The organism is Promicromonospora sp. NPDC057488, from assembly GCF_042802395.1.
Taxonomy (GTDB): domain Bacteria; phylum Actinomycetota; class Actinomycetes; order Actinomycetales; family Cellulomonadaceae; genus Promicromonospora.
Genome location: NZ_JBHVEG010000086.1, coordinates 1 through 26,162 on the forward strand (window position 1 = coordinate 1; position 26,162 = coordinate 26,162).

At 73.6% G+C, this 26,162-nt stretch carries 22 protein-coding genes and 1 pseudogene; 15 read left to right on the forward strand and 8 right to left on the reverse strand.

All coding sequences use genetic code 11. The features are described from left to right. The first annotated feature begins 480 nt into the window (after positions 1 to 480). Positions 481 to 2,553: a DEAD/DEAH box helicase gene (locus tag ACFU5G_RS17650; protein ID WP_377247389.1), complete on the forward strand. Its 2,073-nt coding sequence runs from the start codon at positions 481 to 483 to the stop codon at positions 2,551 to 2,553. 16 nt (positions 2,554 to 2,569) lie between these two features. Here ACFU5G_RS17650 and ACFU5G_RS17655 read toward each other — a convergent pair whose 3' ends face one another. Next, a complete protein-coding gene (locus ACFU5G_RS17655) occupies positions 2,570 to 3,163 on the reverse strand; it encodes a TetR family transcriptional regulator (RefSeq protein ID WP_377247392.1) in 594 nt (197 codons plus the stop codon). A 97-nt stretch (positions 3,164 to 3,260) separates the two neighbouring features. Here ACFU5G_RS17655 and ACFU5G_RS17660 point away from each other — a divergent pair, with 97 nt between their 5' ends. The 3 genes from ACFU5G_RS17660 (at position 3,261) to ppdK (ending at position 7,871) form a co-directional block, all read left to right on the forward strand. Beyond that, on the forward strand, positions 3,261 to 4,490 hold the full coding sequence (locus ACFU5G_RS17660; protein ID WP_377247395.1) for an MFS transporter: 1,230 nt from the start codon (positions 3,261 to 3,263) through the stop codon (positions 4,488 to 4,490). Between the two features lie 49 nt (positions 4,491 to 4,539). Next, on the forward strand, positions 4,540 to 4,977 hold the full coding sequence (locus ACFU5G_RS17665) for a nuclear transport factor 2 family protein (protein WP_377247398.1): 438 nt from the start codon (positions 4,540 to 4,542) through the stop codon (positions 4,975 to 4,977). A gap of 161 nt (positions 4,978 to 5,138) precedes the next feature. Further along, a complete protein-coding gene (gene ppdK / locus ACFU5G_RS17670; protein ID WP_377247401.1) occupies positions 5,139 to 7,871 on the forward strand; it encodes a pyruvate, phosphate dikinase in 2,733 nt (910 codons plus the stop codon). On the opposite strand, the gene ACFU5G_RS17675 is transcribed toward ppdK, so the two are convergent. Together ACFU5G_RS17675 and ACFU5G_RS17680 are read right to left on the reverse strand one after the other, a co-directional pair. Continuing rightward, positions 7,837 to 8,865 (reverse strand): iron-siderophore ABC transporter substrate-binding protein, encoded by a 1,029-nt coding sequence (locus ACFU5G_RS17675; protein ID WP_377247404.1) that lies wholly within the window; start codon positions 8,863 to 8,865, stop codon positions 7,837 to 7,839. The genes ppdK and ACFU5G_RS17675 overlap by 35 nt on opposite strands. A 98-nt stretch (positions 8,866 to 8,963) precedes the next feature. Continuing rightward, the gene (locus ACFU5G_RS17680) at positions 8,964 to 9,629 is read right to left on the reverse strand and encodes a TetR/AcrR family transcriptional regulator (protein WP_377247407.1); all 666 of its coding nucleotides are present in this window, start codon (positions 9,627 to 9,629) and stop codon (positions 8,964 to 8,966) included. A 71-nt stretch (positions 9,630 to 9,700) separates the two neighbouring features. Between ACFU5G_RS17680 and ACFU5G_RS17685 the strand changes: the two genes are divergently transcribed. Next, positions 9,701 to 10,087: a DUF1761 domain-containing protein gene (locus ACFU5G_RS17685; protein WP_377247410.1), complete on the forward strand. Its 387-nt coding sequence runs from the start codon at positions 9,701 to 9,703 to the stop codon at positions 10,085 to 10,087. A gap of 18 nt (positions 10,088 to 10,105) precedes the next feature. Beyond that, positions 10,106 to 10,396, forward strand: a complete 291-nt coding sequence (locus ACFU5G_RS17690) for a DUF1905 domain-containing protein (protein ID WP_377247413.1) — start codon at positions 10,106 to 10,108, stop codon at positions 10,394 to 10,396. Here the strand turns inward: ACFU5G_RS17690 and ACFU5G_RS17695 are convergent. After that, entirely contained in the window at positions 10,365 to 12,122 is a 1,758-nt protein-coding gene (locus ACFU5G_RS17695) for a CocE/NonD family hydrolase (protein WP_377247416.1), read from the reverse strand. The genes ACFU5G_RS17690 and ACFU5G_RS17695 overlap by 32 nt on opposite strands. A gap of 101 nt (positions 12,123 to 12,223) precedes the next feature. On the opposite strand from ACFU5G_RS17695, the gene ACFU5G_RS17700 reads away from it, so the two are divergent. Continuing rightward, on the forward strand, positions 12,224 to 12,841 hold the full coding sequence (locus ACFU5G_RS17700) for a TetR family transcriptional regulator (RefSeq protein WP_377247419.1): 618 nt from the start codon (positions 12,224 to 12,226) through the stop codon (positions 12,839 to 12,841). Positions 12,842 to 12,853: 12 nt separating this feature from the next. On the opposite strand, the gene ACFU5G_RS17705 is transcribed toward ACFU5G_RS17700, so the two are convergent. Then, on the reverse strand, positions 12,854 to 13,846 hold the full coding sequence (locus ACFU5G_RS17705) for a LacI family DNA-binding transcriptional regulator (protein ID WP_377247422.1): 993 nt from the start codon (positions 13,844 to 13,846) through the stop codon (positions 12,854 to 12,856). A gap of 187 nt (positions 13,847 to 14,033) precedes the next feature. Between ACFU5G_RS17705 and ACFU5G_RS17710 the strand changes: the two genes are divergently transcribed. From ACFU5G_RS17710 to ACFU5G_RS17730, 5 genes are read left to right on the forward strand one after another with little or no spacing between them, the layout of a single operon-like run. After that, a complete protein-coding gene (locus ACFU5G_RS17710) occupies positions 14,034 to 14,549 on the forward strand; it encodes a TRAP transporter small permease (protein WP_377247425.1) in 516 nt (171 codons plus the stop codon). Continuing rightward, entirely contained in the window at positions 14,546 to 15,820 is a 1,275-nt protein-coding gene (locus ACFU5G_RS17715; RefSeq protein ID WP_377247428.1) for a TRAP transporter large permease, read from the forward strand. The genes ACFU5G_RS17710 and ACFU5G_RS17715 overlap by 4 nt, the downstream gene beginning before the upstream one ends. A gap of 37 nt (positions 15,821 to 15,857) precedes the next feature. Then, complete coding sequence (locus ACFU5G_RS17720; protein ID WP_377247431.1) at positions 15,858 to 16,877, forward strand: DctP family TRAP transporter solute-binding subunit; 1,020 nt, start codon at positions 15,858 to 15,860, stop codon at positions 16,875 to 16,877. Further along, positions 16,874 to 17,740, forward strand: coding sequence for a shikimate dehydrogenase (locus ACFU5G_RS17725; protein ID WP_377247434.1), 867 nt, complete (start codon positions 16,874 to 16,876; stop codon positions 17,738 to 17,740). Before ACFU5G_RS17720 ends, ACFU5G_RS17725 begins: the two co-directional genes overlap by 4 nt. A 19-nt stretch (positions 17,741 to 17,759) precedes the next feature. Next, positions 17,760 to 19,652, forward strand: a complete 1,893-nt coding sequence (locus ACFU5G_RS17730; RefSeq protein ID WP_377247437.1) for a bifunctional sugar phosphate isomerase/epimerase/4-hydroxyphenylpyruvate dioxygenase family protein — start codon at positions 17,760 to 17,762, stop codon at positions 19,650 to 19,652. Here the strand turns inward: ACFU5G_RS17730 and ACFU5G_RS17735 are convergent. The 3 genes from ACFU5G_RS17735 to ACFU5G_RS17745 form a co-directional block, all read right to left on the reverse strand. Further along, positions 19,580 to 22,456, reverse strand: coding sequence for a sugar-binding domain-containing protein (locus ACFU5G_RS17735; protein ID WP_377247440.1), 2,877 nt, complete (start codon positions 22,454 to 22,456; stop codon positions 19,580 to 19,582). The genes ACFU5G_RS17730 and ACFU5G_RS17735 overlap by 73 nt on opposite strands. 142 nt (positions 22,457 to 22,598) lie before the next feature. Next, positions 22,599 to 23,435: a helix-turn-helix domain-containing protein gene (locus ACFU5G_RS17740; RefSeq protein WP_377247443.1), complete on the reverse strand. Its 837-nt coding sequence runs from the start codon at positions 23,433 to 23,435 to the stop codon at positions 22,599 to 22,601. Positions 23,436 to 23,455: 20 nt separating this feature from the next. Next, positions 23,456 to 24,088: a TetR family transcriptional regulator gene (locus ACFU5G_RS17745; RefSeq protein WP_377247446.1), complete on the reverse strand. Its 633-nt coding sequence runs from the start codon at positions 24,086 to 24,088 to the stop codon at positions 23,456 to 23,458. A 60-nt stretch (positions 24,089 to 24,148) separates the two neighbouring features. On the opposite strand from ACFU5G_RS17745, the gene ACFU5G_RS17750 reads away from it, so the two are divergent. The 3 genes and pseudogenes from ACFU5G_RS17750 to ACFU5G_RS17760 all read left to right on the forward strand — a co-directional run. Beyond that, on the forward strand, positions 24,149 to 24,778 hold the full coding sequence (locus tag ACFU5G_RS17750) for a biotin transporter BioY (protein ID WP_377247449.1): 630 nt from the start codon (positions 24,149 to 24,151) through the stop codon (positions 24,776 to 24,778). Continuing rightward, positions 24,775 to 25,893 (forward strand): AMP-binding protein, encoded by a 1,119-nt coding sequence (locus ACFU5G_RS17755; protein WP_377247452.1) that lies wholly within the window; start codon positions 24,775 to 24,777, stop codon positions 25,891 to 25,893. The genes ACFU5G_RS17750 and ACFU5G_RS17755 overlap by 4 nt, the downstream gene beginning before the upstream one ends. Beyond that, positions 25,883 to 26,162 (forward strand): annotated as a pseudogene (locus ACFU5G_RS17760) (acetyl-CoA C-acyltransferase); the annotation flags it as partial. The gene ACFU5G_RS17755 and the pseudogene ACFU5G_RS17760, both read left to right, overlap by 11 nt.

The window sequence follows — 26,162 nt, forward strand, 5'->3', positions numbered from 1 at the left end:
GGTCGTCGCGGGTCGGCCCCACCCGGAGCCGGGTCCAGGTTCGATCTAGCGGCGAGGTCGCCGTATCCTGAACTCGTGCGTGGCTCCCGCCCCGTGCGTTGGCGAGCATGTTCCCGTCCGGAACGTGGCCGCCCTTCTGACTCCGGACCCCGGCCCCGTGGGGTCGCGGCGGTCCGGGCGGCCTGTCGGCCGCCCGATACCCGTGGCCTCCACGGGATCTGTTGCGTTCTCGCAGGTGGCGGCGTGGTTCACACGCAGACCTGTCGTCCGGGGACGTTCGGCGACAAGATGGCGGCCGAGGGGCGGGGCTCGACGACGAGCGGATGCCCATCGGTCGGGCGAGCGGGGGCGGACGCCGTCAGGATTTAGCTAGGAGGAGATTTGGCACGATCAGGCCAACGCCGACCGGGCCGCGCGCGGTCCGGGTCCGGTTCCGGCACCCAGCGTCGCCGCGGTGGTGCGCGGCCCGCCGAGCAGGGGATGATCCCCGTGCTCGCGCAGGCCGCCCACGAGGTCGACGGCGCCGTGCGGCGCCCGCCCACGCGCCCGGCGGTGCGCACCAAGTTCCAGGTGGTCGCGCTGCTCATGCGCGAGGAGCGGGCCCGGGTACGGGCCGACGGGGACCTCACCGAGAACCAGCGGACCAAGCGGCTCGACCGGCTCGACGCGGTGGGGACGCTGCTGGCCCGCATCGCGGCCCGGGACACCTCGCTGCTCGAGCTGCTCGGCGAGGACGCCCGCGTCTCCGACGCGGCACGCCAGTTCAAGGCGGACATGATGCGCGCCGGCGGGCTCGAGCCACCGGAGGAGCCCCCGCCCGCACCGGCGGCCGCGCCCGTGCCGGGCGCCGAGAAGCAGGTGGTGCCCCGCTCGGTGGTCTCGCGCCAGCTCGCGAACCCGTTCCTCGCCCCCGACTTCGCGGCCGCTGCCGAGCGGCAGGCCCCGAAGGTCCGCCGCCTCGCCGGCTGGGAGCTGCTCGAACCGCTCTTCCGCTCCTTCGAGCACGCCGGCCCCGGCGCCCCCGCCTGCATGCCGCTGCCCGAGCCCCGCTCGCTGTCCGCCCCGCAGGGCCGGACGCTGATGCACCACCAGGCCCAGGTCGTCGAGGCCACGGCCCGCGGCCACCGCACCTACCTGCTCGCCGACGAGCCCGGCCTCGGCAAGACCGCCCAGGCGCTGCTCGCCGCCCAGGCCGCCGACGCCTACCCGCTGCTGGTCGTCGCGCCCAACGTGGTGAAGACCAACTGGGCGCACGAGGTCGAGATGTGGACGCCGCACCGCCGGCCGACCGTGGTCCACGGCGACGGTGACCAGGTCGACGGGTTCGCGGACGTCGTCATCGTGAACTACGAGATCCTGGACCGGCACGTCGGCTGGCTCGGCGACCTCGGGTTCCGCGGCATGGTCGTGGACGAGGCGCACTTCATCAAGAACAAGGGCTCGCAGCGCTCCCAGCACGTGCTCGCCGTCTCCGAGCGGATCCGCGCGCGGACCGCCCGGCCGCTCATGATGGCGCTGACCGGCACCCCGCTGATCAACGACATCGAGGACTTCCGGGCGATCTGGCAGTTCCTCGGCTGGATCGACGACACCAAGCCGGAGGCCGCGCTCCTGACCTCGCTCGAGGACACCGGGCTCACCCCGGCCGACCCGGGCTTCTACCCCGCCGCCAGGTCCAGCGTGATCGACCTGGGCATCGTGCGCCGCCGCAAGGCCGACGTCGTCGCCGACATCCCGGCTCGCCGGGTCGCGGACATGCCGGTCGAGCTCGACGGCGCCGCGGGCCGCTCGATCCGGGCCGCCGAGGTCGCGCTCGCCGAACGCCTGGTGAGCCGCTACCGGTCCGCCGTCCAGGCGCGCGCCGAGAGCTCCGTCGTGGAGGACGTCGTCGTGGACGGGGTCGACCTGGAGCTCGCGCGCCGCGTGGCGGCGGCCGAGCTGAAGGACTCGAGCTCGCGAGCCGACGGCGAGAACGTGTTCACCATGGTCCGCCGGATCGGCCAGGCCAAGGCGGGACTGGCCGCCGACTACGCCGCGCAGCTGGCCCGCAACGTCGGCAAGGTCGTGTTCTTCGCCAAGCACGTCGACGTCATGGACCAGGCCGAGAAGACGTTCGCGGACCGCGGCATCGGCTACGCCTCGATCCGCGGCGACCAGACGCCCCGGGTGCGGGAGAAGAACATCGCCGCGTTCCAGGACGACCCGGACGTGTCGATCGTGGTGTGCTCCCTGACGGCCGCCGGGGTGGGGCTCAACCTCCAGGTGGCCTCCAACCTGGTGCTGGCCGAGCTGTCCTGGACCTACGCCGAGCAGACCCAGGCCATCGACCGCATCCACCGCATCGGCCAGGCCGACCCCGTCACGGCCTGGCGGATCATCGCCGCCCAGACCATCGACGCCAAGATCGCCGAGCTGATCGACAGCAAGGCCGGGCTGGCCGCCCGGGCGCTGGACGGGGCGGGCGAGGAGGACGACGCGTCGTCCACGGACGTGCAGCTCGAGGCCCTCGTCGCGCTGCTCACGGAGGCGCTCGCCGCCGAGGACCCCGCCTGACGCGGCGCCTGGCCGATCAGGCGGGGTCGGCCAGGCGCCGGGCGGCCGCGACGACGGCGGCGCGGTGCTGCCGCACGCCGTCCGGGTCGTCCGCCGTCGTGCCCGTGACCATACGCGCGACCTGCGGCAGCACCGTCCAGTAGGCGGCGATCGCGAGGACGACGAGGTGCAGGACGTCGGGCGCGAGCGCCGACGTCACGCCGCCGGAGGACTGGCCCGCCTCGATGGCGGCCGTCCGGGCCAGGTAGGTCTCCCGCCTTTGGGCCTCGTCGGGCACCTCGCCGGAGTACGACAGCGCCTCCCACATCAGGAGGCGGACGAACTCCGGGCGCTCGCGGCTGTAGTCGTAGAGGCGCCCGGCGAACTCGCCGACGGCGGCGGCGTCCTCCGCCTCCAGCGGCACGGCGTCCGCGGTCGTGGCGAACTGTTCCTGCAGCACCACGGCGAACAGCTGCGGCTTGCCGCCGTAGTAGTTGTAGACGCGTTCCTTGTTCACCCCGGCGCGGTTGGCGATCCGCTCGATCGTGGTGCCGTCCGGGCCGTGCGCGACGAACTCCGCGGTGGCGGCATCGACGATCTTGCGTTTCGTGCCCTCGACGTCCCTGACCACGGGGCGGGTCCTTCCTGTTGGCCAACGCGAACGTTGCTCGCTGGGCCCAACGTACTACGCCGGGAACAACGCCAACGGTGGCGTTGTTAACTCGATCGTGCCAGCACAGATCCAGTCCGTCACCGCACCGGCCGGGGCCGGCGCTACCGAGGCGCGCAGCCGTCTCGGCATGTCCGGGGGAGCGGCGTTCCTCTTCGCCCTCGCCGCCGGCGCTGCGGTCGGCAACCTCTACTGGTCGCAGCCGATCCTCGGCACGATCGCCGACGGGTTCGGCGTCACACCGAGCACGGCCGGCCTGCTGATCACCCTGACCCAGATCGGCTACGCCGTCGGCGTCTTCTTCCTCGTGCCGCTCGGCGACCTCGTGAACCGCAAGGTCATGATCCCCGCGTCCATGCTGCTCTCGGCGGTCATGCTCGGCGTCAGCGCGCTCGCGCCGAGCTTCCCGGTGCTGCTGGTGACGCTCGCGCTCGTCGGCGCGAGCACCGTGTCCGGGCAGCTGCTCGCCCCGCTCGCGGGCGATCTCGCGACCGAGGAGCAGCGCGGGCGCGTGCTCGGCGTCGTCGCGTCCGGCGTGCTGCTGGGCATCATGGTCGCCCGCGCGATCAGCGGCGTCGTGACCGACCTGATCGGCTGGCGCGCGCTGTACGCGGCCGTCGCCGGCGTCATGCTCGTCCTGGCGGTGACGATGTACCGGCTCCTGCCTCGGCTGGCGCCGCGCGCCCGCCTCGGCTACGGCGCGCTCCTCGGCTCCGTGCTCCGCACTTACGCCAGGAGCTCCACCGCGCGCTGGCTCGGCCTGGTCGGCGCCGCCGCGATGGCCACGTTCACGCTGTACTGGACGGGCCTGACCCTTCTGCTCTCCGGCGAGCCGTTCGGCTTCTCGGGCACGCAGATCGGCCTGATCAACCTCGTCGGCATCCTCGGCGCCCTCGCGGCGCAACAGGTCGGGCGCCTGTACGACCGCGGCCTGGCGGTGCCCGCGATCGGCGCAGGACTCGTCGTGGCGCTCGTGTCCTTCGTGGTCTCGGGACTCGCCCCGGGCTCGATCGGCGCCGTCGTCGTCTCGATCGCGCTGTACTCCATCGGCGTACAGGCCGTGCTGGTGCTCGTCCAGACGCGCTTCATGTCGATCGACCCGGCCTCGCGCAGCCGCCTCAACACCGTCTACGTCGTCGGCAACTTCGTCGGCGGCACCATCGGGTCCGCCCTCGCCAGCACCCTGTGGGGTCTCGGCGGCTGGCCTGTCGTCCTGACCGCGGCCGGCGTACTGCTGGTGCTCGCGCTGCTCGTCTGGGCCGTCCAGCGGCGGCGCGCCTTCGCCTGACCCCCTCCGGCACCACGCCGGACCCGACCACCTACCCGAGGAGACAGATATGACCACCGATCCCACCCCCGCCACCCTTTCCGGCTCGCCGGCCCGCGCCGCGGTGACCGGGCTGTTCGACGCGCGGCTCGCCGGGGCCTCGCCGCAGGAGCTGGCCGGACGCTTCCACGAGGACGTCGACTGGTTCATCCAGGGCGACACCGCCGCGGTGCCATGGATCGGCCGCAAGACCGGCCGGGCGGGCGTCGCCGAGCATTTCGAACAGCTCGGGCTGAGCGTGCGGCCCGAGGCCTTCGAGATCGACACGATCCTGGCGGACGGCGACCGGGCCGTGGTGCTCGGCACCTTCCGCGCCGTCGTGCTCGCCACCGGCCGGGCCATGGACAGCGAGTACGCCTTCGACGTCACGGTCGACGACGCCGGGCTCATCACCCGGTACCACATGCTCGAGGACAGCTGGGCGGTCTCCCGGGCGGCCCGGCCCTAGCGCCGCCCTGGTCTCGTACCGCCGCGCGGCCCGGGCGCAGGGGCACTCCGTCCCTGTGCTCCGGGCCGTTCGGCCCTGGCCCGCCGCCTCCCGGGCGAGAGACGCTGGCCGGGTGTGCTTGCTGCCGGCGGATCGCCGCCCGCCGGCGGGATGGAGGCATCATGACCACGCACGCGGACCGCCGGACCGGGTCCCGCCCGGCCGGCACCCCGGAGCCGGCTCCGGACGAGCGGTACGTCTACGACCTGGCCGAGGGCAGCGCCGGGATGCGGTCGCTGCTGGGCGGCAAGGGCGCCGGCGTCGCCGAGATGACGCGCCTCGGCCTGCCCGTCCCGGACGGTTTCACGGTGACCACCGCGGCGTGCGTCGCCGCCATGGAGAACGAGCACCGCTGGCCCGACGGGCTGTGGGACGAGGTCGTGACCCACCTGGCGGCGCTGGAGCGCCGTACGGGCCGCAGGCTGGGTGCCGCCGACCGGCCGCTGCTGGTCTCGGTGCGGTCGGGGGCCGTGCAGTCCATGCCCGGGATGATGGACACGATCCTCGACCTCGGCATCTCCGACGAGTCGGTCGAGGCACTGGCGGCCGAGTCGGGCGACCCCCGGTTCGCCTGGGACACGTACCGCCGGTTCGTGCAGATGTACGGCGAGGTGGTCGAGGGCGTCCCCGCGCGCGCCTTCGAGGACGCGCTCACGACGCTGAAGGACCGCCGCGGGCTGCGGTGGGACAACGAGCTGACGGCGGACGACCTGCGAGAGCTCGTGACGACGTTCCGCGGCGCGGCCCGCCGCGCCACCGGCCACGACCTGCCGACCGACCCGCACGACCAGCTCCGCCGCGCGGTGGACGCCGTCTTCGGCTCGTGGGACAGCCCGCGGGCGCGTGTGTACCGCGAGCTGAACGACATCCCGGACGACCTGGGCACCGCCGTCAACGTGATGCAGATGGTGTTCGGCAACAAGGGCGACACGTCCGCCACGGGCGTCTGCTTCACCCGGAACCCCGCCACGGGCGCCCGGGAGCGGTACGGCGAGTTCCTCCTCGACGCGCAGGGCGAGGACGTCGTCGCGGGCATCCGCACACCCCGGCCGCTGCCGGAGATGGAGTCGCTGCTGCCCGCGGCCTACGCCCGGCTCATGGACACGATGGACCGGCTGGAGCACCACTACAAGGACATGCAGGACATCGAGTTCACGGTCGAGGACGGCACGCTCTACCTGCTCCAGGTGCGCACCGGCAAGCGCACCGCGGCCGCGGCGCTGAAGGTGGCCCGCGACCTCGTCGCGGAGGGCGAGATCGACAAGGAGACGGCGCTGCGGCGGATCGACCCGGCGCAGCTCGACCAGCTCCTGCACCCGACGATCGACCCCACCTGGTCCGGGACCCCGCTCGCCCACGGCCTGAACGCCTCGCCGGGAGCGGCGGTGGGCACCCTCGTGTTCGACGCCGACACCGCGGCCGAGCGCGGCCAGGCGGGCGAGGCCGTGGTGCTCGTGCGCTGGGAGACGACGCCGGACGACATCCACGGCATCGCCGCGGCCCAGGGCGTGCTGACCGCGCACGGCGGCATGACGTCGCACGCGGCGGTTGTCGCCCGGGGGATGGGCAAGCCGTGCGTGGCCGGCGTGGGGGAGCTGGGCATCGACGCCGACGCCCGCACCCTGTCGATCGGCGACACGGTGCTCACCGAGGCCGACACGGTCACCCTGGACGGCACCGCCGGGTTCGTCCACGCCGGAGCCCTCCCGCTGGTGCCGCCGCAGGTCACGGACGACTTCTCCACCGTGCTGGGCTGGGCCGACGAGGTGCGCCGCCTGGGCGTGCGCGCCAACGCCGACACCGGGCAGGACGCCGCCAAGGCCCGCGAGCTGGGCGCCGAGGGCGTGGGCCTGTGCCGCACCGAGCACATGTTCATGGACCCCGACCGCCTGCCCGTGGTCCAGCGCATGATCCTGGCGGACACCGCCGCCGACCGGCAGGCCGCGCTGGACCAGCTGCTGCCCATGCAGCAGGCGGACTTCGAGGAGATCTTCACGGCCATGACCGGCCTGCCGGTCGCCGTCCGGCTCATCGACCCGCCGCTGCACGAGTTCCTCCCCGACCTGGTCGAGCAGTCCCTGCTGGTGCAGCGGATGGAGCAGGACGCCGCCCCCGGCGAGCTCGACCGGGCGCGAGCCCTCCTGGACCGCGTCCTGCGCCTGTCCGAGAAGAACCCCATGCTCGGCACCCGCGGAGTGCGCCTGTCGCTCCTGTACCCCGAGATCGGCGTCATGCAGACCCGGGCGATCATCCGCGCGGCGCTCGCGGTACGGGGCCGCGGGCTGGACCCGCGGGTGGAGATCATGGTCCCGCTGGTGGCGTTCGCCGAGGAACTGCGGCGCATGCGCGAGATCGTCGTGGCCACCGCCGACGAGGAGCTCGCCGCGGCCGGGGCGCCGGGCCTGCCCTACGCGGTCGGCACGATGATCGAGGTGCCGCGCGCCGCCCTCACGGCCGGCGAGATCGCCGAGCACGCCGACTTCTTCTCGTTCGGCACCAACGACCTGACCCAGACGGCGGTCGGCGTCTCCCGCGACGACGCCGAGGGCTCCTTCCTCGGCCGCTACCTCGAGACGGGCATCGTGCCCGCCGACCCCTTCGCCTCCCTCGACGCCGACGGCGTTGGGGAGCTCGTCAGGATCGGCGCCGAGCGGGGGCTGCGGGCGCGGCCGGAGCTGGAGACCGGCGTGTGCGGCGAGCACGGCGGCGACCCCGCGTCGATCGCCGTGTTCGACGGCATCGGTCTCGACTACGTGTCCTGCTCGCCCTACCGGGTCCCGATCGCCCGGCTGGCCGCGGCGCAGGCCCGGCTCGACGACGTCACTCCTCGAGCCGCGCGACCGCCTCGTCGATGACCGGCACGTAGCGCTCCAGCGCCCAGGGCACGGTGAGCGGGTTGATGATCGACGACGCCGTCACGAAGGACTGGTCCTCCGACGCGACCACGGAGCCGCGCTCGACCGCCGGGATCCGCGCGTACAGCGGCTGGGCCTCGATCTCCGCGCGGTTCTTCTGGTCGGTGTAGAAGGTGAAGATCAGGTCCGAGTCGTCCAGCACGTCGGACTGCTCCAGACCGAGCAGCGCCGAGTCGGTGCCCTCGGTCTCGTACTGCTTCAGCTCGTCGACCACGGGGTCGACCGTGAGGCCCAGGGCGCGGACCATGGCCACCCGCTGCTCGTCCTTCATGAACACCCCGAGCGTGCCGGGGCCGTTGTTGTAGATGTACGAGAACGTGACGTCCGCGTACTGCGGCTTGGCGGCGTCGGCGAGCTGCGTCTCGACGTCCTCGACGAGCTCGGCCGCCTCCTCCGGCCGGCCCAGGGCCGCGCCGATGGTCTCGATCTGCTCGTCCCACGTGATGGTCCACGGCACCTCGGGGTAGGCGACCGTCGGCGCGATCTCGGCCAGCAGGTCGTACTGCTCCTGCGTCACGCCGGACCACGGCGCCAGGATGAGGTCGGGCTCCAGGGCCACGACGGACTCGACGTCGAGCTCGGTGCTCCCGGTGAACTGCTCGGGCAGCTCGGCGCCCTGGCGCTCCAGCTCCTCGTGCACCCACGGCAGGTAGCCGGTCTCGTCGCTGCCCCACGGGTACTCCTCCATGCCGACCGGCACGGTGCCCAGGGCGATCGCGGTCTCGGCCGACCCCATGCCGAGGGTCACGACCCGCTCCGGCTTCCGGGTGATCTCCGCCTCGCCCAGGGCGTGGGGGATCGTGACGGGCTCGAACGAGCCGTCGGCGGCCGGGTCGGTGGTCTCGCCGGCGGTGCCGGCCGAGCAGGAGGCGGCGATCAGCGCGGTGCCGACCGCGATGGCGACGGCGGGCAGGCGGCGGTACGAGAGGGGCACGGGTCTGCTCCAGGGATCGAGGGATAGTTAGGTAAGGCTAACCAACTCTGGCCCGAGGTTTGTTCGGCCGTGCGAAGACGGATCTTCGCTGGTCGGAGTCACTCCGCTGCCGGCGCGGCAGGAGCGGCGCCGGCGCCGTAGCGGGCCAGGAACGTGGCGACCGCCTCGTGGGCGACGGCCGCCAGCTCCTCGGCCGGATAGCGCGCCGCACCGCCGGTCAGGGTGAGGCGGTTCAGGGGCGCCGCCAGGGTGAGCCAGGTGAGCTGCTCGGCGGCGACCTCGGGGTCGTCGACGCGCAGCAGGCCGCGGGCGGCCAGGTGCCGCAGGGCGTCCGCCAGGAGCGCCTGGTTGTGGTCCCAGCTGCGCCGGACGTAGTCGGCGGCCACGTCGGGGAACCGGTCGGCCTCGGCCGCGACCAGCGTCCGCATCTGGAGCACCGGGGCGCTCAGCACGCCGTGGTGCAGGGTGCGGCAGAGCCGCAGCAGCCCCTCGCGGACGTCGTCGGTCGCCATCAGCTCCGCGAGGTGCGGGGCCATCGCGTCGCGGCCGCGGTCGACCCAGTCCCGTACGACGGCCGCGTACAGGACCTCCTTGGACGGGTACTGCTTGTAGAGCGTCTGCTTCGAGATCCGCGCCTGCGCGGCCACGGCGTCCATCGTCGCGCCGGCGTACCGGCGCGTGAGCAGGACCTCGCGTGCGACGGCGAGCAGATCGGTGCCGCGGCTGCCGCCGGGCCGGCCGCGGCGCTGGGAGGGGCTGGTCACGAGAAAATAGTACTGGACAGTACTACCGGCATCCGCTTACAGTACCGTGTAGTACTAAAAGGAGGATCGCCATGATCGTGTGGGGTGTCGTTGTCGCCGCCGTGGCGGCGTTCGTGCTCAGTTCCGTCTACTACGTCGTCGTCTCGCCGCTCGAGCGGCGAGCGCTCGGCGACCGGGTGCTCGACCGGGGTCGCCCCGGCCCGTTGCGGGTGGTCACCGAGCTCGTGCGGACGGCAGTGGTCGGGGCCGGGTTCGCGTGGGTCGCCGCGCAGGCCGACCTGCTGGCGCTGCCGTCCTCGCTCCTGCTGGCGCTCGTGCTCTGGGTGGCGTTCCCTGTGGTGCTGCTCACCGGGTCGATCATCTGGGAGCGCGTCCCGTGGCAGACCGCGGCCATCCACGCGGGGGACTGGCTCCTCAAGCTCCTGCTCGTGGCGTTGGTCCTCGGGCTCGTGCACTGATCCGAAGGGAATCCGATCATGTCCGCAGTCGGCAGCGGTCCGCTGGACCGAAGCTTCACCGCAGTACTGCTCCGGAGCGAGGCGAAGGGTGGCTGGACCTACCTGAAGCTGGACGGCTCCGCCGAGTACTTCGGCACCCGGGGCCTGGTCAAGGTCCGGGGCACCATCGACGGCGCCGAGTTCACCAGCTCCTTCATGGCGCTCGGCGACGGCACCCACAAGCTGCCCGTGGCCGCCGGCCTCCGCCGCGAGATCGGCAAGGAGGCCGGCGACACGGTCACCGTGCGCCTGCTGGAGCGTCTGGCCTGACGGGCAGCTGCAGGTAGGAGGCGTGCTCGCCGCCGGTGTGGACGACGTGCTGCCCGCTGTTGGCGCCGGCGTACTCGCGGATCCCGGGCATCAGCGTCCCCAGCAGGTTGCGGGAGCTGACGACGAACCGCAGCTGCTCGCCGGGGCGGAACACCAGGCCGACGGGCAGCAGCTCGATCTCGACGTCGACCACCTCGCCGGGCGCCAGCTTCTCGACCCGGTCGAAGGTGTGCGCGGGCACGTCGTCGGTCGACAGGGACTCGTCCAGGTGGCGCGCGGAGACCCGCAGGCGTCCGTCGGAGCCCTTGTACCGCAGGATCGTCGCGCCGTGGTCGGTGAGGTCGTGGGCCGCCGCGCCCTGGTTCGGCACGGTGAACGCCTGGAGCGGGGTCCCGTAGGCGTCGAGCTTCTGCACGAGCACGAACAGGTCCATGTCGTCGGCGCCGCGCGCCTCGACCCGCAGGTGCGCCTTCGGGTAGCCGACCAGCGTCGTCTCCCGGTCGAAGCGGACCAGGAACGAGACGGCGTCGGGGTTGGCGCCGACGTCGTAGGCGACGGTCGCCGGCTCGGCCGGGGCGGTCGTCGACAGCGTGCGCGTGCGCCCGTCGAGGTAGAACCTCGTCGAGGTGACGTCGTCCGGGGGGAAGGCGTCCGCGGCGATCCCCACCTCGTCGCCGCCCGCGAGGTCGAGCACGGAGTACCGGACGCGCGGGGTCTCCGGCCACCCGTTGTCCTCGCCCCGCAGGTAGTGGTCGAAGAAGCGGCGCAGGTCCGCCACGTTCGCCTCGTCGTAGTAGTCGGGCCACTCCTGCCCGTTGTGGACGCGGAGCCACTTCTCGTCCGACGCCATCCGGCGCCAGGCGCGGAACGTCCCCGCGGTGTGCAGCGTGTTGGAGTAGCTGGCCACGACGTAGGCCGGCACGGTGATCCGGTCGAAGTCCGGGATCTTGTCCGCCCACAGCTCGTTCGTCAGCGGGTACCGCTCCGCCTCGGCGAGCACGTCCTCCTTGCGGTTCCGCCCGAAGAAGCTGCCCTCCTGGAGCTGCCGCGCGAACCCGGTGTCCGGCATGCCGCCGCGCATGACGAGGTCGCGGTACACATCGCTGACACCCTCCCACGGGTTGATCGCCGCGAGGTGCGGCGGCTGCTCCGCGGCGGTGAACCACTGGGACACGGCGAGGTACGAGGTGCCGCTCATCCCGACCTTGCCGGTGCACCAGTCCTGCTCGGCCAGCCACTCGACGACGTCGTAGCAGTCGCGGCCCTCCTGGCGGTCCCAGAGCACGCTGTCGCCCTCGGAGTCCACGACGCCCCGGACGTCCGGGTTGCAGATCGCGTAGCCCCGCGCGCACCAGTACGCCGGGTCGGGCCCCTCGAACTTCTCCAGCCCGGAGACGACGGCGTTGTCCAGGCCCACCAGGCCGAACACCCCCAGCACGCTGAGCGACGTGCCCTGGCCCTTGCCGTACGGGCTCCACGCCACGATGACCGGCACCGGCTCGGTCCCGGCGGGGCGGAACACGTCCACGTGGATCGTCACGCCGTCGCGCAGCCGGACGGCGACGTCCTTCTCCAGCACGACGTCGACCGGCAGCGGCCGGAACTGCGGCGCGATCCGGAAGCCGGCCTCCAGCGTCCGCGTCCCGGGGTCGAAACCGGTCAGCTGCCCCGTGCGGGCGGCCGGCAGCGGGTGGGACGGCGTGTAGATCTTCAGGTCATCGCTCACGGGAGAGCTCCTCTTTCTCGGGTCCTTCTCGAGCGTACGGTCGGCGGCGCCAAAACTCAACACGCGTTGAGAAAATGTGTCGGAGGCGCTAGATTCGAGGCATGACGACGGTTCAGCACGACTCGGCACCGCGGCCGCGCCGCGGCCGCCGGCCCGGTACGTCCAGCACGCGCCAGGCCGTGCTCGACGCCGCGCGCGCCCGCTTCGCCACCGAGGGCTTCGCCGCCACCACCATCCGGCTCGTCGCCGCCGACGCCGGCGTGGACGCCTCCCAGGTGATGCAGTTCTTCCGGTCGAAGGACGAGCTCTTCGCGGCCGTGATGGCCGTCCCGGCGTCGGCGCTCGAACGGTTCGGCACGGCGTTCGAGGGGCCGGGCGATGGCCTGGGGGAGCGGGTCGTCCGCGCCTACCTGGCCGCCTGGGAGGGGGAGCCCGAGGAGTCGGAGCCCCTGATGGCGATGCTGCGCGGCGCGATCGTCAACGAGCACGCGAGCGAGCAGCTGCGCGACTACATCCAGTCCCGCCTGCTGTCCGGCACCAGCGGCCGTACCGAGGCGGACGCCGCGCTGCGGGCCGGCCTCGCCTCGTCGATGCTCGTCGGGGTCGTCACCGGCCGGCGCGTCATCGGGGTGCCGACGCTGGTCGCGGCGGACACGGAGCAGCTCGTCGCCGTGCTCGCCCCGGCCGTCCAGGCGGTGCTGGCCGGCCCGGCGGAGTGACCCCGCGGCCGGTCAGGACGCGCGCGGCGCCGGCCCCGACGACTCCCGCAGGACCAGCTCGGTCGGCAGCCTGATCTGCTCGGCGTCCTGGGTGGTGCGCCCCGCGAACTGGTCGATCAGCAGCTCGACGGCCAGCCGCCCCGCGTGCGCGCCGGGCCCGCCGAGCGTCGTCAGCGACGGGTGGACGAACTCGGAGGCGAAGATGTCGTCGAAGCCGACCACGCTGACGTCGTCGGGCACCCTGATGCCGCGCTGCGTGAGCCGGCGGATGACGCCGAAGGCCAGCAGGTCGTTGTGCGCGACGATCGCCGTCGCGCCGGTGCGCAGGGCACCGTCGGCCGCTGCGCCGCCGTTGGCGACGTTCGGGGTGTACGGGCCGACCCGGTGGGCGGTCAGGCCGTGCTCCTCCGCCCCGGCGCTCAGCGCCGCCCAGCGCACGGCGCCCATCCACGATCCCGGCGGGCCGGCGCAGTAGGTGAAGCTGCGGTGCCCGAGCGAGGCGAGGTGCTCCAGGATCTGCTGGCAGCCCGCGCCGACGGCGAGCGTGACGCTGGTCAGGCCCGCCAGCTCGCGGTTGAGCAGCACCACGCGGTGCTTCTCCGCGAGGGCGACCAGGGCGTCGTCGGCCAGGCGGCTGGCCGCCAGGACGAAGCCGTCGACGTTCGGGGACAGGTCGCGGACCTGGTTCTCCTCGATGCGCTGCGACTCCTCGGCGTTGACGATCACGAGCGTGACGTCGGACGCCTTGGCGCGCTGCTCCGCGCCCCGGATGAGCTCGAAGAAGTGCGGGTTGGTGATGTCGGACAGGACCATCGCGATGGTCCGGTGCCGCCCGCCGGGCAGCGCCCGGTTCTGCGGGCTGTGCTCGTAGCCGAGCTCGGCGGCGGCGGCGAGCACCCGCTGCCGGGTCGCCTCGTTGACCCGGCCGGGCTTGTTGAAGGTCCGCGAGACCGTCGAGGCGGCCACACCGGCTGCCTTCGCGACGTCGTAGATCGTGGGCTGCACCCGGGCATCTAGCCATATTTCCGGCAACTTTGGCAACTGCTTGCGCAACTTGCCAGGCGGTTTCTACTGTCGCCGCAGCTACGACGCCGCACACCGAGGTGCGGCGGCGACCGCACCGCACACGGACGTGCGGTGCCGGACGGAAGGGGATCGTCCCGATGTACGTGAACCACCCATGAAGCAGGGCATGACGCGCGTCGTGCAGGTGCTCACCGGCATCGAGCTCGCCATCGCGTGCCTGGCCACGGCCATGATCTTCGTGCTCATCCTGTTCCAGGCCGCGCAGCGCTACCTGCCCGTGCCGCAGATCGTCTGGGCGGGCGAGGTGTCGCAGTTCGGGCTGATCTGGCTCACGTTCGTCGCGGCCGGCGTGCTGGTCACCCGCAACGGCCACATCGCCATCCAGCTCATCGACAACGTCCCCGGCGCCCTGTTCGCGCGCGTGGTGCAGACCGTCGCCATGGCGCTGGTCGCGGTCATCTCCGCGGCCTTCACCTGGGCGTGCTGGGAGCTCGTGTACTCCGCGGGCTTCCTCACCTCGCCCGCCCTCGGGCTGCCGATGTCCTGGGTGTACGCGATCGCGCTGATCGGGCTGGTGAGCGCGACGCTCCGGGCGGTGGTCGCGGCGGTGCGGATCGCCCGGTTCGGTCCGCCGCCGCCCGACCACGAAGAACTCATCGTCGAGGGCGAGGTCGTGCGATGACGTCGCTCCTGCTGCTGGTCACGATCATGCTGCTGCTGACGCTCCGCGTGCCGGTCGCGTTCGCGTTCCTCGGCCCCGGCCTGGGCTACCTGCTCGTCGAGGGCCAGTCGCTCGGCCTGCCGATGCGGCTCGTCGCCGACGCCACCGGCAACTTCGTGCTGCTGGCCATCCCGCTGTTCGTCCTGCTCGGCGTGGTCGCCAACCACGCGGGCATCGCGGACCGCCTGTTCGACTTCGCGCTCGCCCTGTTCGGCCGGGTGCGCGGCGGGCTCGGCTACGTGAGCGTCGGCGTCAGCCTCGGCTTCTCCTGGATGAGCGGCTCCGCGGTGGCCGACGCCGCCGCGCTGAGCAAGGTGGAGATCCCGCCCATGCTGCGCGCCGGGTACTCCCGGCGGTTCGGCCTGGGCGTGGTCGGCGCGTCCGCGCTCATCGCCCCCGTCATGCCGCCGAGCATCCCCGCCGTCATCTTCGCGGGCCTCGCTTCGGTCTCGACCGGCGCGCTGTTCGCGGCCTCCGTGGTGCCCGCGCTGCTGATGGTCGCCGGGCTGTGCGTGGTGGTGTTCCTGCTGGTGCGCCGCCAGCCCGGCATCCGGCACATCGGGTTCTCCTGGCGGCGGGTCGCGCAGACCGGCAAGCGCGTGCTGCTTCCCCTGGGGGCGCCCGTGGTCATCCTCGGGGGGATCCTGGGCGGCTTCTTCACGCCCACCGAGGCGGCCGCCGTCGGCGCGGCGTACATGATGGCCCTCGGCTTCGCCTACCGCCGGCTGCGGATCAGCGACCTGCCGAAGATCTTCGTCGAGACCGTGCTGACCACGGCCGCGATCATGCTGATCGTCTCGTCCGCCGTGCTGCTCGGCTACGTGCTGGCCCTGGAGCGGGTGCCCCAGGCGCTGTCCGGGCTCGTGCTCGGGATCACCGACGACGGCACGGTCTTCCTGCTGATCGTGCTGCTCCTGATGCTGGTGCTCGGCACCGTGGGCGACGCGACGCCGATCCTCGTGCTCGTCGTGCCCATCCTGATGCCGATCGCCGCCACCCTCGGGGTGGACCCGCTCGTGCTCGGCGTCGTGATGATCATCTCGCTGATGATCGGGCTGCTCACGCCCCCGGTCGGCACCGTGCTCTTCGTCCTCAGCTCGACCCAGAAGGTGCCGGTCGGCGAGGTCTTCTGGGGCACCCTCCCGTTCATGGTGCCGCTGACCCTCGTCTGCGTCCTGATCATCTTCTTCCCCGGCCTCGCCACCTGGCTGCCGGCCCTGCTCGGCCTCTGAACTCCTCTGCTCGGCCCGAACCGAAAGGGAAACCCTCATGTTCGCTCGTCGTACCACCGTGGCCGGCGCGGCCGCGGTCCTGCCCCTCGTCCTGCTGACCGCCTGCGGCGGCACCGGGCCCGACGGCGCCGCCGGAGGCGGCCAGGTCGAGCTGACGCTCGCGCACAGCTACACCGAGGACCAGCCGCAGCACCTCTGCGGCGCCCAGGTCATCAAGGAGGAGGCCGAGGCCGCGGACGTCGGCATCACCGTCGAGGTCTACCCCAACAGCCAGCTCGGCGGGGACGCCGACCGGATCGCGTCGGTGCAGGCCAGCGACGTCGACATCGACATCCAGGGCGCCTCGGCGCTCGCGGCCGTCTACGAGCCGGCCGGCGTGGTCGACGCGGCCTACGTGTTCGACGACGCCGCGCACCTCGACCGGTTCTTCACCGACGGCTCGGCCGACCAGCTCGAGCAGGACTTCAAGGCCGCCTCCGGGGGCGTGTCGATCCTCGGTGCGTGGTCGGCCGGGGCGCGGCAGTTCACCGCCGACCGGGCCATCCGCGAGCCCGCCGACCTCGACGGCCTGCGGATGCGGTTCCCGGGCTCCGCGCAGCACCTGGCCAACGCCGATGCCCTCGGCGCGCAGGCGACCGAGGTCGCGTACGAGGAGCTCTACCTCGCCCTCCAGCAGGGGGTCGTGGACGGGCAGGAGAACCCCCTGACCAACATCGACGCCAGCAACCTCGTCGAGGTGCAGGACTACCTCAGCCTGTCCGACCACGGCCAGAACTCCAACCTCGTCGTCGCCGCACCGTCCTACGACGCCGAGCTCGACGACGACCAGCGGGCCGCCCTGGACGCGGCCGTCGCGGCCGCCGTCGAGCAGATGCCCGGCTGCGTCGAGGACGCCGAGCGGGAGATCCTCGACACCTGGGAGCAGGACGGCGCCATCGAAGTCGTCGACGACGTCGACCGGGAGGCCTTCGCCGAGCAGACCGACGCCTGGTTCCGGGACAACCTCGAGGGCGACTCGCTCGCGGTCTACGAGGCGATCCGGGGCTCCGCGCAGTGACACCGGCAGCGCGCGAGTACCGGGTGGCCCTGCTGGGGAACGGCATCCGGGCCTCGCTGTCGCCCGCCCTGCACATGACGGAGGCGCGGCACCTCGGCCTCGGCTACGAGTACCGGACCGTCGACCTCATCGACCGCCCGCACGTGGACCTCGGCGCGGAGCTCCGGCGGCTGGAGGACGCCGGCTACGCCGCGACCAACGTGACCCACCCCTACAAGCAGGCCGTCCTGGCCCACGTGACCGACCTCAGCCCGACCGTGCGCCACCTCGGCTCGGCCAACCTCGTGCTGTTCGACGGCGGCCGCCGCACCGCGCACAACACCGACCGGCCCGGGTTCCGCGCCGCGCTGGCCGGGTTCCTCGGCGCGGACGGCGCCGCCGGCACCGTGCTCCAGGTCGGGGCCGGGGGAGCGGGCCTCGCCACGGTCGCGGCCCTGCTCGACCTCGGGTTCGACACCGTCGTCGTGCACGACGCCGACCAGGCCGCGGAGGCGACGCTGCTCGACCGGTTCTCCGCCGGCCGGCCCCGGCTGCTGCCCGCCGACGGCGGGCTCGGCCGCTGGCTGCCCCGGGTCGACGGCGTCGTGCACGCCACCCCGGTCGGCATGGCCGAGCACCCCGGGGTCGCGTTCGACGTCGACCGGCTCGCGCCGTCCGCCTGGGTCGCCGAGGTGGTCTACCGGCCCCTGGAGACCGAGCTCCTGCGCCGCGCCCGGGCCCGCGGCCTGGCCACGCTCGACGGCGGCGGGATGGCCGTGGGGCAGGCCGCCGAGAGCCTGCGCCTGATCACCGGCCGCGAACCCGACACCACCCGGATGCACGCCCACTTCCACCGGCTCGTCACCCGACGGCCCGGCACCTGAACCCCGGCGGAGGACCGACATGCGCAAGTCGATAGCAACCGTCTGTCTCAGCGGCAGCCTGGAGGACAAGCTCTACGCCTGCGCCGACGCCGGCTTCGACGGCGTCGAGATCTTCGAGCCCGACCTCGTGGTCAACGACCGCAGCCCCGAGGAGATCCGCGCGCTCGCGGACCGGCTCGGCCTGAGCCTGGACCTGTACCAGCCGTTCCGGGACTTCGAGGGCGTGGGGCCGGACCAGTTCGAGGACAACCTGCGCCGGGCCCGGGCGCGCTTCGAGACCATGCGGCGGCTCGGCATCGGCACCGTGCTGGTCTGCAGCAACGTCGCGACCGCGACGACCGGCTCCGACCGGGTGGCGGCCGAGCAGCTGCGCCGGCTGGGCGACCTCGCGGCGTCCTACGGCGTCCGCGTGGCCTACGAGGCGCTCGCGTGGGGCAAGTACGTGGACGACTACCGCCGCTCGTGGGAGATCGCCCGGCTGGCCGACCACGAGGCGGTCGGGGTGTGCCTGGACAGCTTCCACATCCTCTCCCGCGGGCACGACCCGGCCGCGATCGAGGACATCCCGGGGGAGAAGATCTTCTTCGTCCAGCTCGCCGACGCCCCGGCCCTGACCATGGACGTGCTGTCCTGGAGCCGGCACCACCGGCTGTTCCCCGGCGAGGGCGCCTGGGACCTCGGCCGGTTCGTGACCCACCTCGTGCGCGCCGGGTACACGGGGCCGCTGTCGCTGGAGGTGTTCAACGACGTTTTCCGGCAGACCGACACCGGCCGGACCGCCGAGCACGCCCTGCGCTCCCTCGTCTGGCTCGAGGACCGGGCGGCCAGGCTCCTGGCCGACGATGACGGCACTGCCGCCGTGCTCGACCGGATCGCGGACGTCGACGTGCCGACCGGCTACGACTACGTGGAGGTCAAGGCCGAGGACACCCACGAGGTCGAGGTGATGCTCGACCAGCTCGGGCTGACCTTCCGCGGGCAGCACCGCACCAAGCCGGTGCGGCTGTGGTCGTCCGGCGCCGCGCACGTGGTGCTCAACGAGCAGCAGGCCCGGGACCTGGCGCCGCACGTGGCCGGGATCGGTCTCGGCGTGGCCGACGCGACGGCGGCGAGCGACCGGGCCCGCGCCCTGGCGGTGCGCGCGGTGCCGCGCCGCACCCAGGCCGGGGAGCTCGACCTGGCGGGGTTCGTGGCGCCCAGCGGCCTGGAGGTGTTCCTCAACGACCGGCACACGCCGACGCCGGCGGGCGCCGAGCCGGCCTGGGCCGCGGAGTTCGACCGGGGCCGCCCCGGCCCCGGCACCGGGGAGATCAGCGGCATCGACCACGTGAACATCTCCCACGGCTGGGACACGCACGACGAGGCGGTGCTCTTCTACACCACGGTGCTGGGGCTGGAGAGCCCTACGGCGACCGAGGCCGCGGGCCCGCAGGGGCTGGTCCGCAGCCAGGTCATGCGGACGCCGGACGGCGCCGTCCGGATCTCGCTGAACGTCGCGCCCGCCGGCGTCTCCCACCCCCAGCACATCGCACTGGCCTGCACCGACGTCGTCGCCGTCGCGCGCAGGGCGGGCGAGCGCGGGCTGCCCCGGGTGCCCGTGCCCGCCAACTACTACGACGACCTGCGCGCCCGGTTCGGGCTCGACGACGCGACCCTGACCCTGCTGCGCGACCACCAGCTCATGTACGACCGCTCCGAGGCCGGCGAGTTCTGGCACTTCTACACGCCCCGCGTGGGCCACGTCTGCTTCGAGGTGGTCCAGCGGGTCGGCGGGTACGACGTGTACGCGGGCGACAACACCCCGGTGCTGCTGGCCGCCCAGGACCGCCTGGACCGGGCTCAGCGCAGCAGGCGCAGCAGGTCCTCCGGCTCGAGCGTCTCCGTGGGCGAGAAGTCGGCGCCGGCCAGGTAGTCCAGCAGGCTGCGCCGGAGCTGGCGGGCGGCCGGGCGGTCGCCGGACGGGTCGAGGTCGAGCGAGCTCACCATGATCCGGCCGCTGCCGACCCTGGCCTCGACCAGCACACCGAGCCGGCGCGCCTCGAACCAGGTGTCGATCGGCTGGGCGACGGGTCGCAGCCCGGCGGGCAGCCCGTCGAGCAGCATCGCCTTGGCGCCGTGCAGCAGCTCCCACCACTGCCAGTCGGTGGTGCCCGTGGTGGGGAAGTGCCGGAACGCCGGGTGCTGCGGGTCGTGCAGCACCCCGAGGGTGTGCGGGGCCTGGCCCTTGGTCCACGCGGTGTTCCAGAAGGCCGGGGTGAACCCGAGCGCGACGTCGTTCCCGATCTGCTCCGCGCGGAGCTCGAGCAGCACGGTCGCGCCCGCGCCGGCCCGCTCGGCGGCCTCGCCCACGTCGCTGGTCACCAGCACGGACTCCGGGGCCGCGACCTCCTCGGCGGCCGGGTAGACCCACAGGTCCCAGTCGTTCTCGTACCGGGCGCCGGCGGCGTCGGCCACCGTGACCACCAGGGTGACCTGCGCGGGTCCGGCGGTGCGGCCGGCGGGAACACGCACCGGACCGAACCGGGTGCCGTTGCCGACCGGGATGTCCACCCCGCCCGCGACGAGGCCGCCGCCCAGCTCGGCGCCGTCCGCGCCGCGGAGGCTCCAGGTGACGTCCGCCCGCAGCGGCGCCGCACCGAAGTGCGCCACCTGCACGTCGAACTCGATCTCCTGGTCCGCCGTCCAGACGCGCCGCGGCAGCCGGGCCAGCGGGACGGTGGGACCGCAGAACCGGGCGAACTCGTCGGCCGTCGAGTACCCCTTGGACTCCCAGAAGGGGTTGAGCACGCCGACCAGCGCCGTGCCCTGGCCAGGGAAGTCGCTCAGGCCGAGCAGGTGGAAGCCGCCGAACCCCTCGGTGCGCAGCGCCGCCTCGATGTCCTCCTTGTAGCAGAGCAGCTGCAGTCGGCCCGAGGCGTGCAGGAACGCGGCGGCCTGGTCGGACATGCCGCCCTGCTCGAGGAAGTCCGCGAAGATGCCGAAGTTCTTCGGCTGCAGCAGCCCGGTGTACCGCGACACCTCGTCGAGGTCGGGGTAGGCGCACCACTGACCGATCTCGTGGCTGACGATCGGGCGCGGCCGGGACCCGACCCATTCGCGGTAGTCGGACCGGGTCTCCGGCGGGCGGCCGTTCAGCCGGGAGTCGAGCCCCTCGCCCCAGCGGTGTGCCCGCGGGTCCGGGATGTTGTCGAAGTCGTTCTCGACGAGGGCGGGCCAGCCCGCCCCGCTGGTGTACAGCCGCCGCGGGTCGTAGGTCCGCCAGGTCGTGACCCACGACGCGAGGAACTCCGCGTCGCGCCCGCCGGGCTCGTTGCCGTGCGCCATCATGATGAACGAGGGGTGGTTGCCGTAGGCGTCGAGGATCCGGCGGGTCTCCTCGAACAGGTAGGCGTCCACCGGGCGCGACTCGCCGAGCGCGGCCCCCTGGTTGGCCCAGACCGGGCCCTCGACCTGGAGGTAGAGACCGGCCTCGTCGGCGGCGACGAAGGCGGCCTCCGGCGGGCACCACGAGTGGAAGCGCAGCAGGTTCAGCCCGTGCGCCTGGCAGACGGCGATGACGCGGCGCCACGCGTCGACGTCGGTCGGCGGGTAGCCGGTCAGCGGGAAGACGCACGACTCCAGGGTGCCGCGGACGAACGTCCGGCGGCCGTTGATCGTCACCTGGGTGTCCTCGACCCCCACCTCGCGCAGGCCGAACACGGTGCGGGCGACGTCGCGGTGCTCGTGCCCGCCCACGTCGGTGACCAGCTCGACCGTGAGCTCGTACAGCGCCGGCCGGAACTCGTCCCACGTGAGTGCGTCGTCGCCCAGCGGGAGCTCGACGTCCACGTGCGCCCCGCTCGACGTGAGACCGCGTTCGCCCAGGTCGCGGCTGTACTCGGCCGCGAAGGCGGCGCTCACCGGCCCCGCCTCCTGCTCGCCCGGCACGTTGAACCTCCGCGCCGAGACCCGGACGCTGCCGGCGCCCGCGCCGTCGCTCCCGGCGGCGATGTCCACCTTGACGAGGGCGGAGCGTGCCGCGACGTCCGGCACGACGCGCACCCGGCTGATGGTCACGGCCGGCGTAGCGGTCAGGGACAGCGCGCCGACCACGCCGTTCCAGTTGCCCTGGGTGTGGTCCGAGACGCTGTGCGCGTTCGGGCCGACGTCGACCACGGCCCGGTTGTCCACGCGGATCGTGATCACGTGGCGGCCGGGGGCCAGGCGCCCGAGGTCGAGGCGGTGGGCGGTGGTCAGGCTCCGCTCGGACCCGACGAGGCGTTCGCCCACCCACACCGTGGACTCCCAGTGCACCCGCTCCAGGGACAGGACGACGTCCCGCCCCGCCCAGCCCGCCGGGATCTCCACCTCGCGCCGGAACCACGCGGCGCCGCGGTAGTACACGCGGGGCTGGAGCCAGAACGGGACCGCGATGTCGCCCGGCTCGCGGTACGGCGCGTACCGGTCCTCGGTGAAGTACGACCGGTCCACGATGCTGCCGGTCCAGGGCGTGTCGAGACCGACCGGGTCACCGAGACCCTGGTGCTGGACGGATCCGGGAAGCTCGACCGTCGGCGCGTCCCCGGGCAGGCCGTGCCGGAACCACTGGTCGAGCTCGCCCACGCCCTCCGGGTCGAGGGCGCACCGCCACTCGCCCGCCAGGTCGAGCGACCATTCGAGCGACAAGGCGGCCTCGGGCGTGGTCCCGGTCTCGGGTGCGTGCGGGTCGAGGAGCATGAGCGAGGGATCCCTTCGGGCGGCGTCCGGCTCGACGGCGAGCCTGGTCCGACCCTAGGTCGGCGCCCGGGGCGGCTGAAGGGACGATGCTCTGCACTTCCATGGACGGATCCACGATCGGGCCGCCCGGCCCGGCGCTCCGTCAGCGGCCCTTGCGGGCGCGGTACTCGCTGGGGCTCATCGAGTGGATCCGCCGGAACCGGCGGGAGAAGTACAGCGGGTCGGGGTAGCCGACCTGGCGTGCGATCGAGCCCACCGTGCGGTCCGTGGTGTCGAGGAGCTCGCGCGCCGACGCCATGCGCAGCCGGGTCTGGTACTCGAGCACGCCGAACCCGGTGGCCCGGCGGAACAGCGCCGCGTAGTGGGACTGGCTCAGGCCCGCCATCCTCGCCAGCTCGGGGACGGTGACCTGGTCCGCGAGGTTGGCCCGCAGGAACTCGAGCGTGTTCTCGATCGGTGCCGCCCGGTCGGGGGTCGTCGTGCCCCGGTCGGCCGCGATCAGGGCCAGGGCGTGCCACGCGGCGCCGGCGGCCGCCGCCAGGCTCGAGGCCGTCTCGTCACGTTCCGTCCGGCGCAGCACGGTGTCCGTCAGCGCGATGACCCGGGACGGGTCGCTCAGCTGCACGACCGGTTGCCGCACGGTGACGTCCGTCCCCTCGAACAGTGCGCTCAGGGCCGGGCCGGTCAGGTGCATCCACCAGATCGTCCAGGGGTCGGCGGCGTCGGCCTCGTAGCTGTGCGGGGTGCCCGCCGGGATGATCACGGCGCTGCCCGGGACGACCTGGTGGACGCCGGAGGCCACCACGCACGTGCCCCGGCCGGCGCCGCAGACCATGACGATGTCCTGCGGCGCACCCTGCGGCCGGGACCTGCTGTGCTGGGCCGCCCGCGGGTAGAACCCGACGTCGGTCACGAGCAGCTGGGACGTCACCGGCCGGGTCCGCGCGCGGGCGACCAGGGGCTGGGGCAGCACCCGCATCCGCTGCCCCGGGAAGCCGGTCAGCGACCCGCCCGTGCCGAGTGCCGGCGCACCGCCGCGTCGAGGCCGTCGGCGATCATGGTCAGCGCCTCCTCGAAGTCGGCGCCCGCCTCGGGCGGCGCGCTGACGGCGTCCGGGTCCAGCGACGTCTCCGTGTCCAGCAGCCCGAGGGCGTCGGCGCTCAGGCGCTGCTGCTCGTGGAAGGTGAACCCGACGACGTAGTGCATGACGGTCTCCGCGGCGACCAGGGCCAGCGGTTCCGGCACCCCGTCCCGGCGCGTGGCCCGCATCAGGTGTGGCTGGACCGGGGAGTCGACGAGCCCGAGCGCCAGCGAGCTCGACACCAGCTCGGCGCCGTCGCGGTAGGCGAGCAGGCACTCGCGCAGGCGCCCGCCCAGCAGGCGGACGACGTCGGACGTCGGCAGCTCCTCGACGTCCACCTGGTCCATCGGCCCGAGGATCCGTGCGCTGACCGCCGCGAGCAGCGACTGCTTGTTCGGGAAGTGCCAGTACAGGGCACTGACCTGCACGTCCAGGGAGGTGGCGATGGCCCGCATGGTCAGGTCGGGCAGGCCGAACTCGTCCAGGAGCCGCAGCGCCGTCCTGGACACGTCGTCGCGGCTGTGCCGACGGCCGCTTGCCGGTGCGCTCATCGCGCCACTATATTCCTGAACGCCGTTCAAGTGAACGCTGTTCAAGTGGGAGAGGGACCGATGCGAGACGACTTCCGATCGAGCCGGCGCGCGCTGGACGCGACCGACCTGGCCCGGGTGGCCGTGATGGCCGCGACCATCGCCGTGCTCGGCCTGCCCGGCGGGTTCAGCATCTTCGGCGGGGTGCCGATCACGGCGCAGTCGCTCGGCGTCATGCTGGCCGGCGCGATCCTCGGGCCGCGGCTCGGGGCGCTCTCCGTCGTCGTGCTGCTCGCGCTCACCGCCACCGGCCTCCCGCTGCTGGCCGGCGGGCGCGGCGGGCTCGGTGTGTTCGTCGGCCCGTCCGCCGGGTATGCGATCGGCTGGATCGCCGCCGCGTTCGTGGTCGGGCTGATCGTGCACGCGACGCCGTACAAGCCCACCGTGTGGCGCACGGCCCTGGGGATCGTCGTCGGGGGCATCCTCGTGGACTACGCGTTCGGCATCCCCGTCCAGAGCCTCGTCACCCGCCTGCCGCTCGGGGAGACCGCGCTGACCAGCCTCGTCTTCATTCCCGGGGACGTGGTCAAGGCGGTGCTCGCGACGCTCGTCGTCCTCGCCCTCGTACGCGCCTACCCCCGCGCGTTCCGGCGCACCTGGCAGCCCCGGAAGCAGCACGACACCGACGACCAGGTGCAGGCCGAGCGGTGACGCGCCGCATCGTCGTGCTCGACGACACCGCGGACTCCCTGCTCGCCCGCATCCAGGCGGTGCGGTCCGCGGGCGACGTCCCGCTCGTCGCGGACGCCCGCTGGCCCGCCGCGCAGCGGGCGTCGGTCGACGCCCTCGCCCGCACGGCCGAGCCGCCGGCCGGCGCGGCCTGGGCGACGCTGACCTCCGGCAGCAGCGGCACCGCCCGGGTCGTGGTGCGGACCGAGGAGTCCTGGGCGCGGTCGTTCGCCGCCGTGTCCGCGCTCCTGGACGCCGGCGCCGAGCCGGTCGTCGCCCTGCCCGCCCCGGCGTCGTCCTCCCTCACGCTGTTCTCGCTGGCCCACGCCCTGGCGGGCGGCCCGCGCCCCGCGCTCCCGGGGGACGACGCCGGCCTCGCGGCGGCCACCGCGTTCCACGGCACGCCCCACGCCCTGCGCACCCTGCTCGAACGCGGGGCGCTGCCGCGCGTGCGCACGGCCCTGGTCGGCGGCTCCCACCTCGACCAGCAGGTCCGCGAGCTCGCCGAGTCCCGGGGCATCCGCGTCGTCGCCTACTACGGCGCGGCCGAGCTCTCGTTCGTCGCCGTCGACGACGGCACCGGGCTGCGCCCCTTCCCCGGGGTCGGGGTCGACGTGCGCGAGGGCCAGGTCTGGGTGCGGTCCCCGTACGCGGCCCTCGGCTACCTCGGCGACCCCGGGCCTCTGCGCACGGACGGGCCGTGGGCCACCGTGGGCGACCTCGCCGAGCTGCGGGACGGGGCGCTCACCCTGCGCGGCCGCGCGGACGGCGCCATCATCAGCGCCTCGGCCACCGTGATCCCCGAGGAGGTCGAGGCGCACCTCCGGGGCCTGCCCGGCGTCCGGGACGCCGTCGTCTTCGGCTACCCGGCCGGCGGCGTCGGCGCGCTGGTCGCCGCCGTGGTGGAACCGGCCGCCGGCCGTGCGCCGGTCAGCGCGGGCCTCCTGCGCGCGACGGCGGCGTCCGGGATGAGCCCGTCGCACCGGCCCCGCATCTGGTTCACCGGCGACCTGCCGCGCACCGCCGCCGGAAAACCGGCGCGCGCCGAGGCGGTCCGCCGCGCGCTCGCGGGGGAGGTGCGCCGAGTTGCCGGCTGACGCCGTGGTCGTCGCCGCCCGCCGGACGCCGGTCGGCACCCGCGGGCGGGCGCTGGCGTCCCTCGACGTGGAGCGGCTCGCCGCGCCCGTCGTCCGCGCGGCACACTCCGACGCCGAGACCGCGGCCGGCCGGCCGCTGGCCGTCGCCGACGTCGTCCTCGGCAACTGCATGGGCCCCGGCGGCAACCCGGCCCGCGTCGCGGCGCTCGCCGCCGGGCTCGGCGTCGAGGTGCCGGGCGCGACCGTGGACCGGCAGTGCGGCAGCGGCC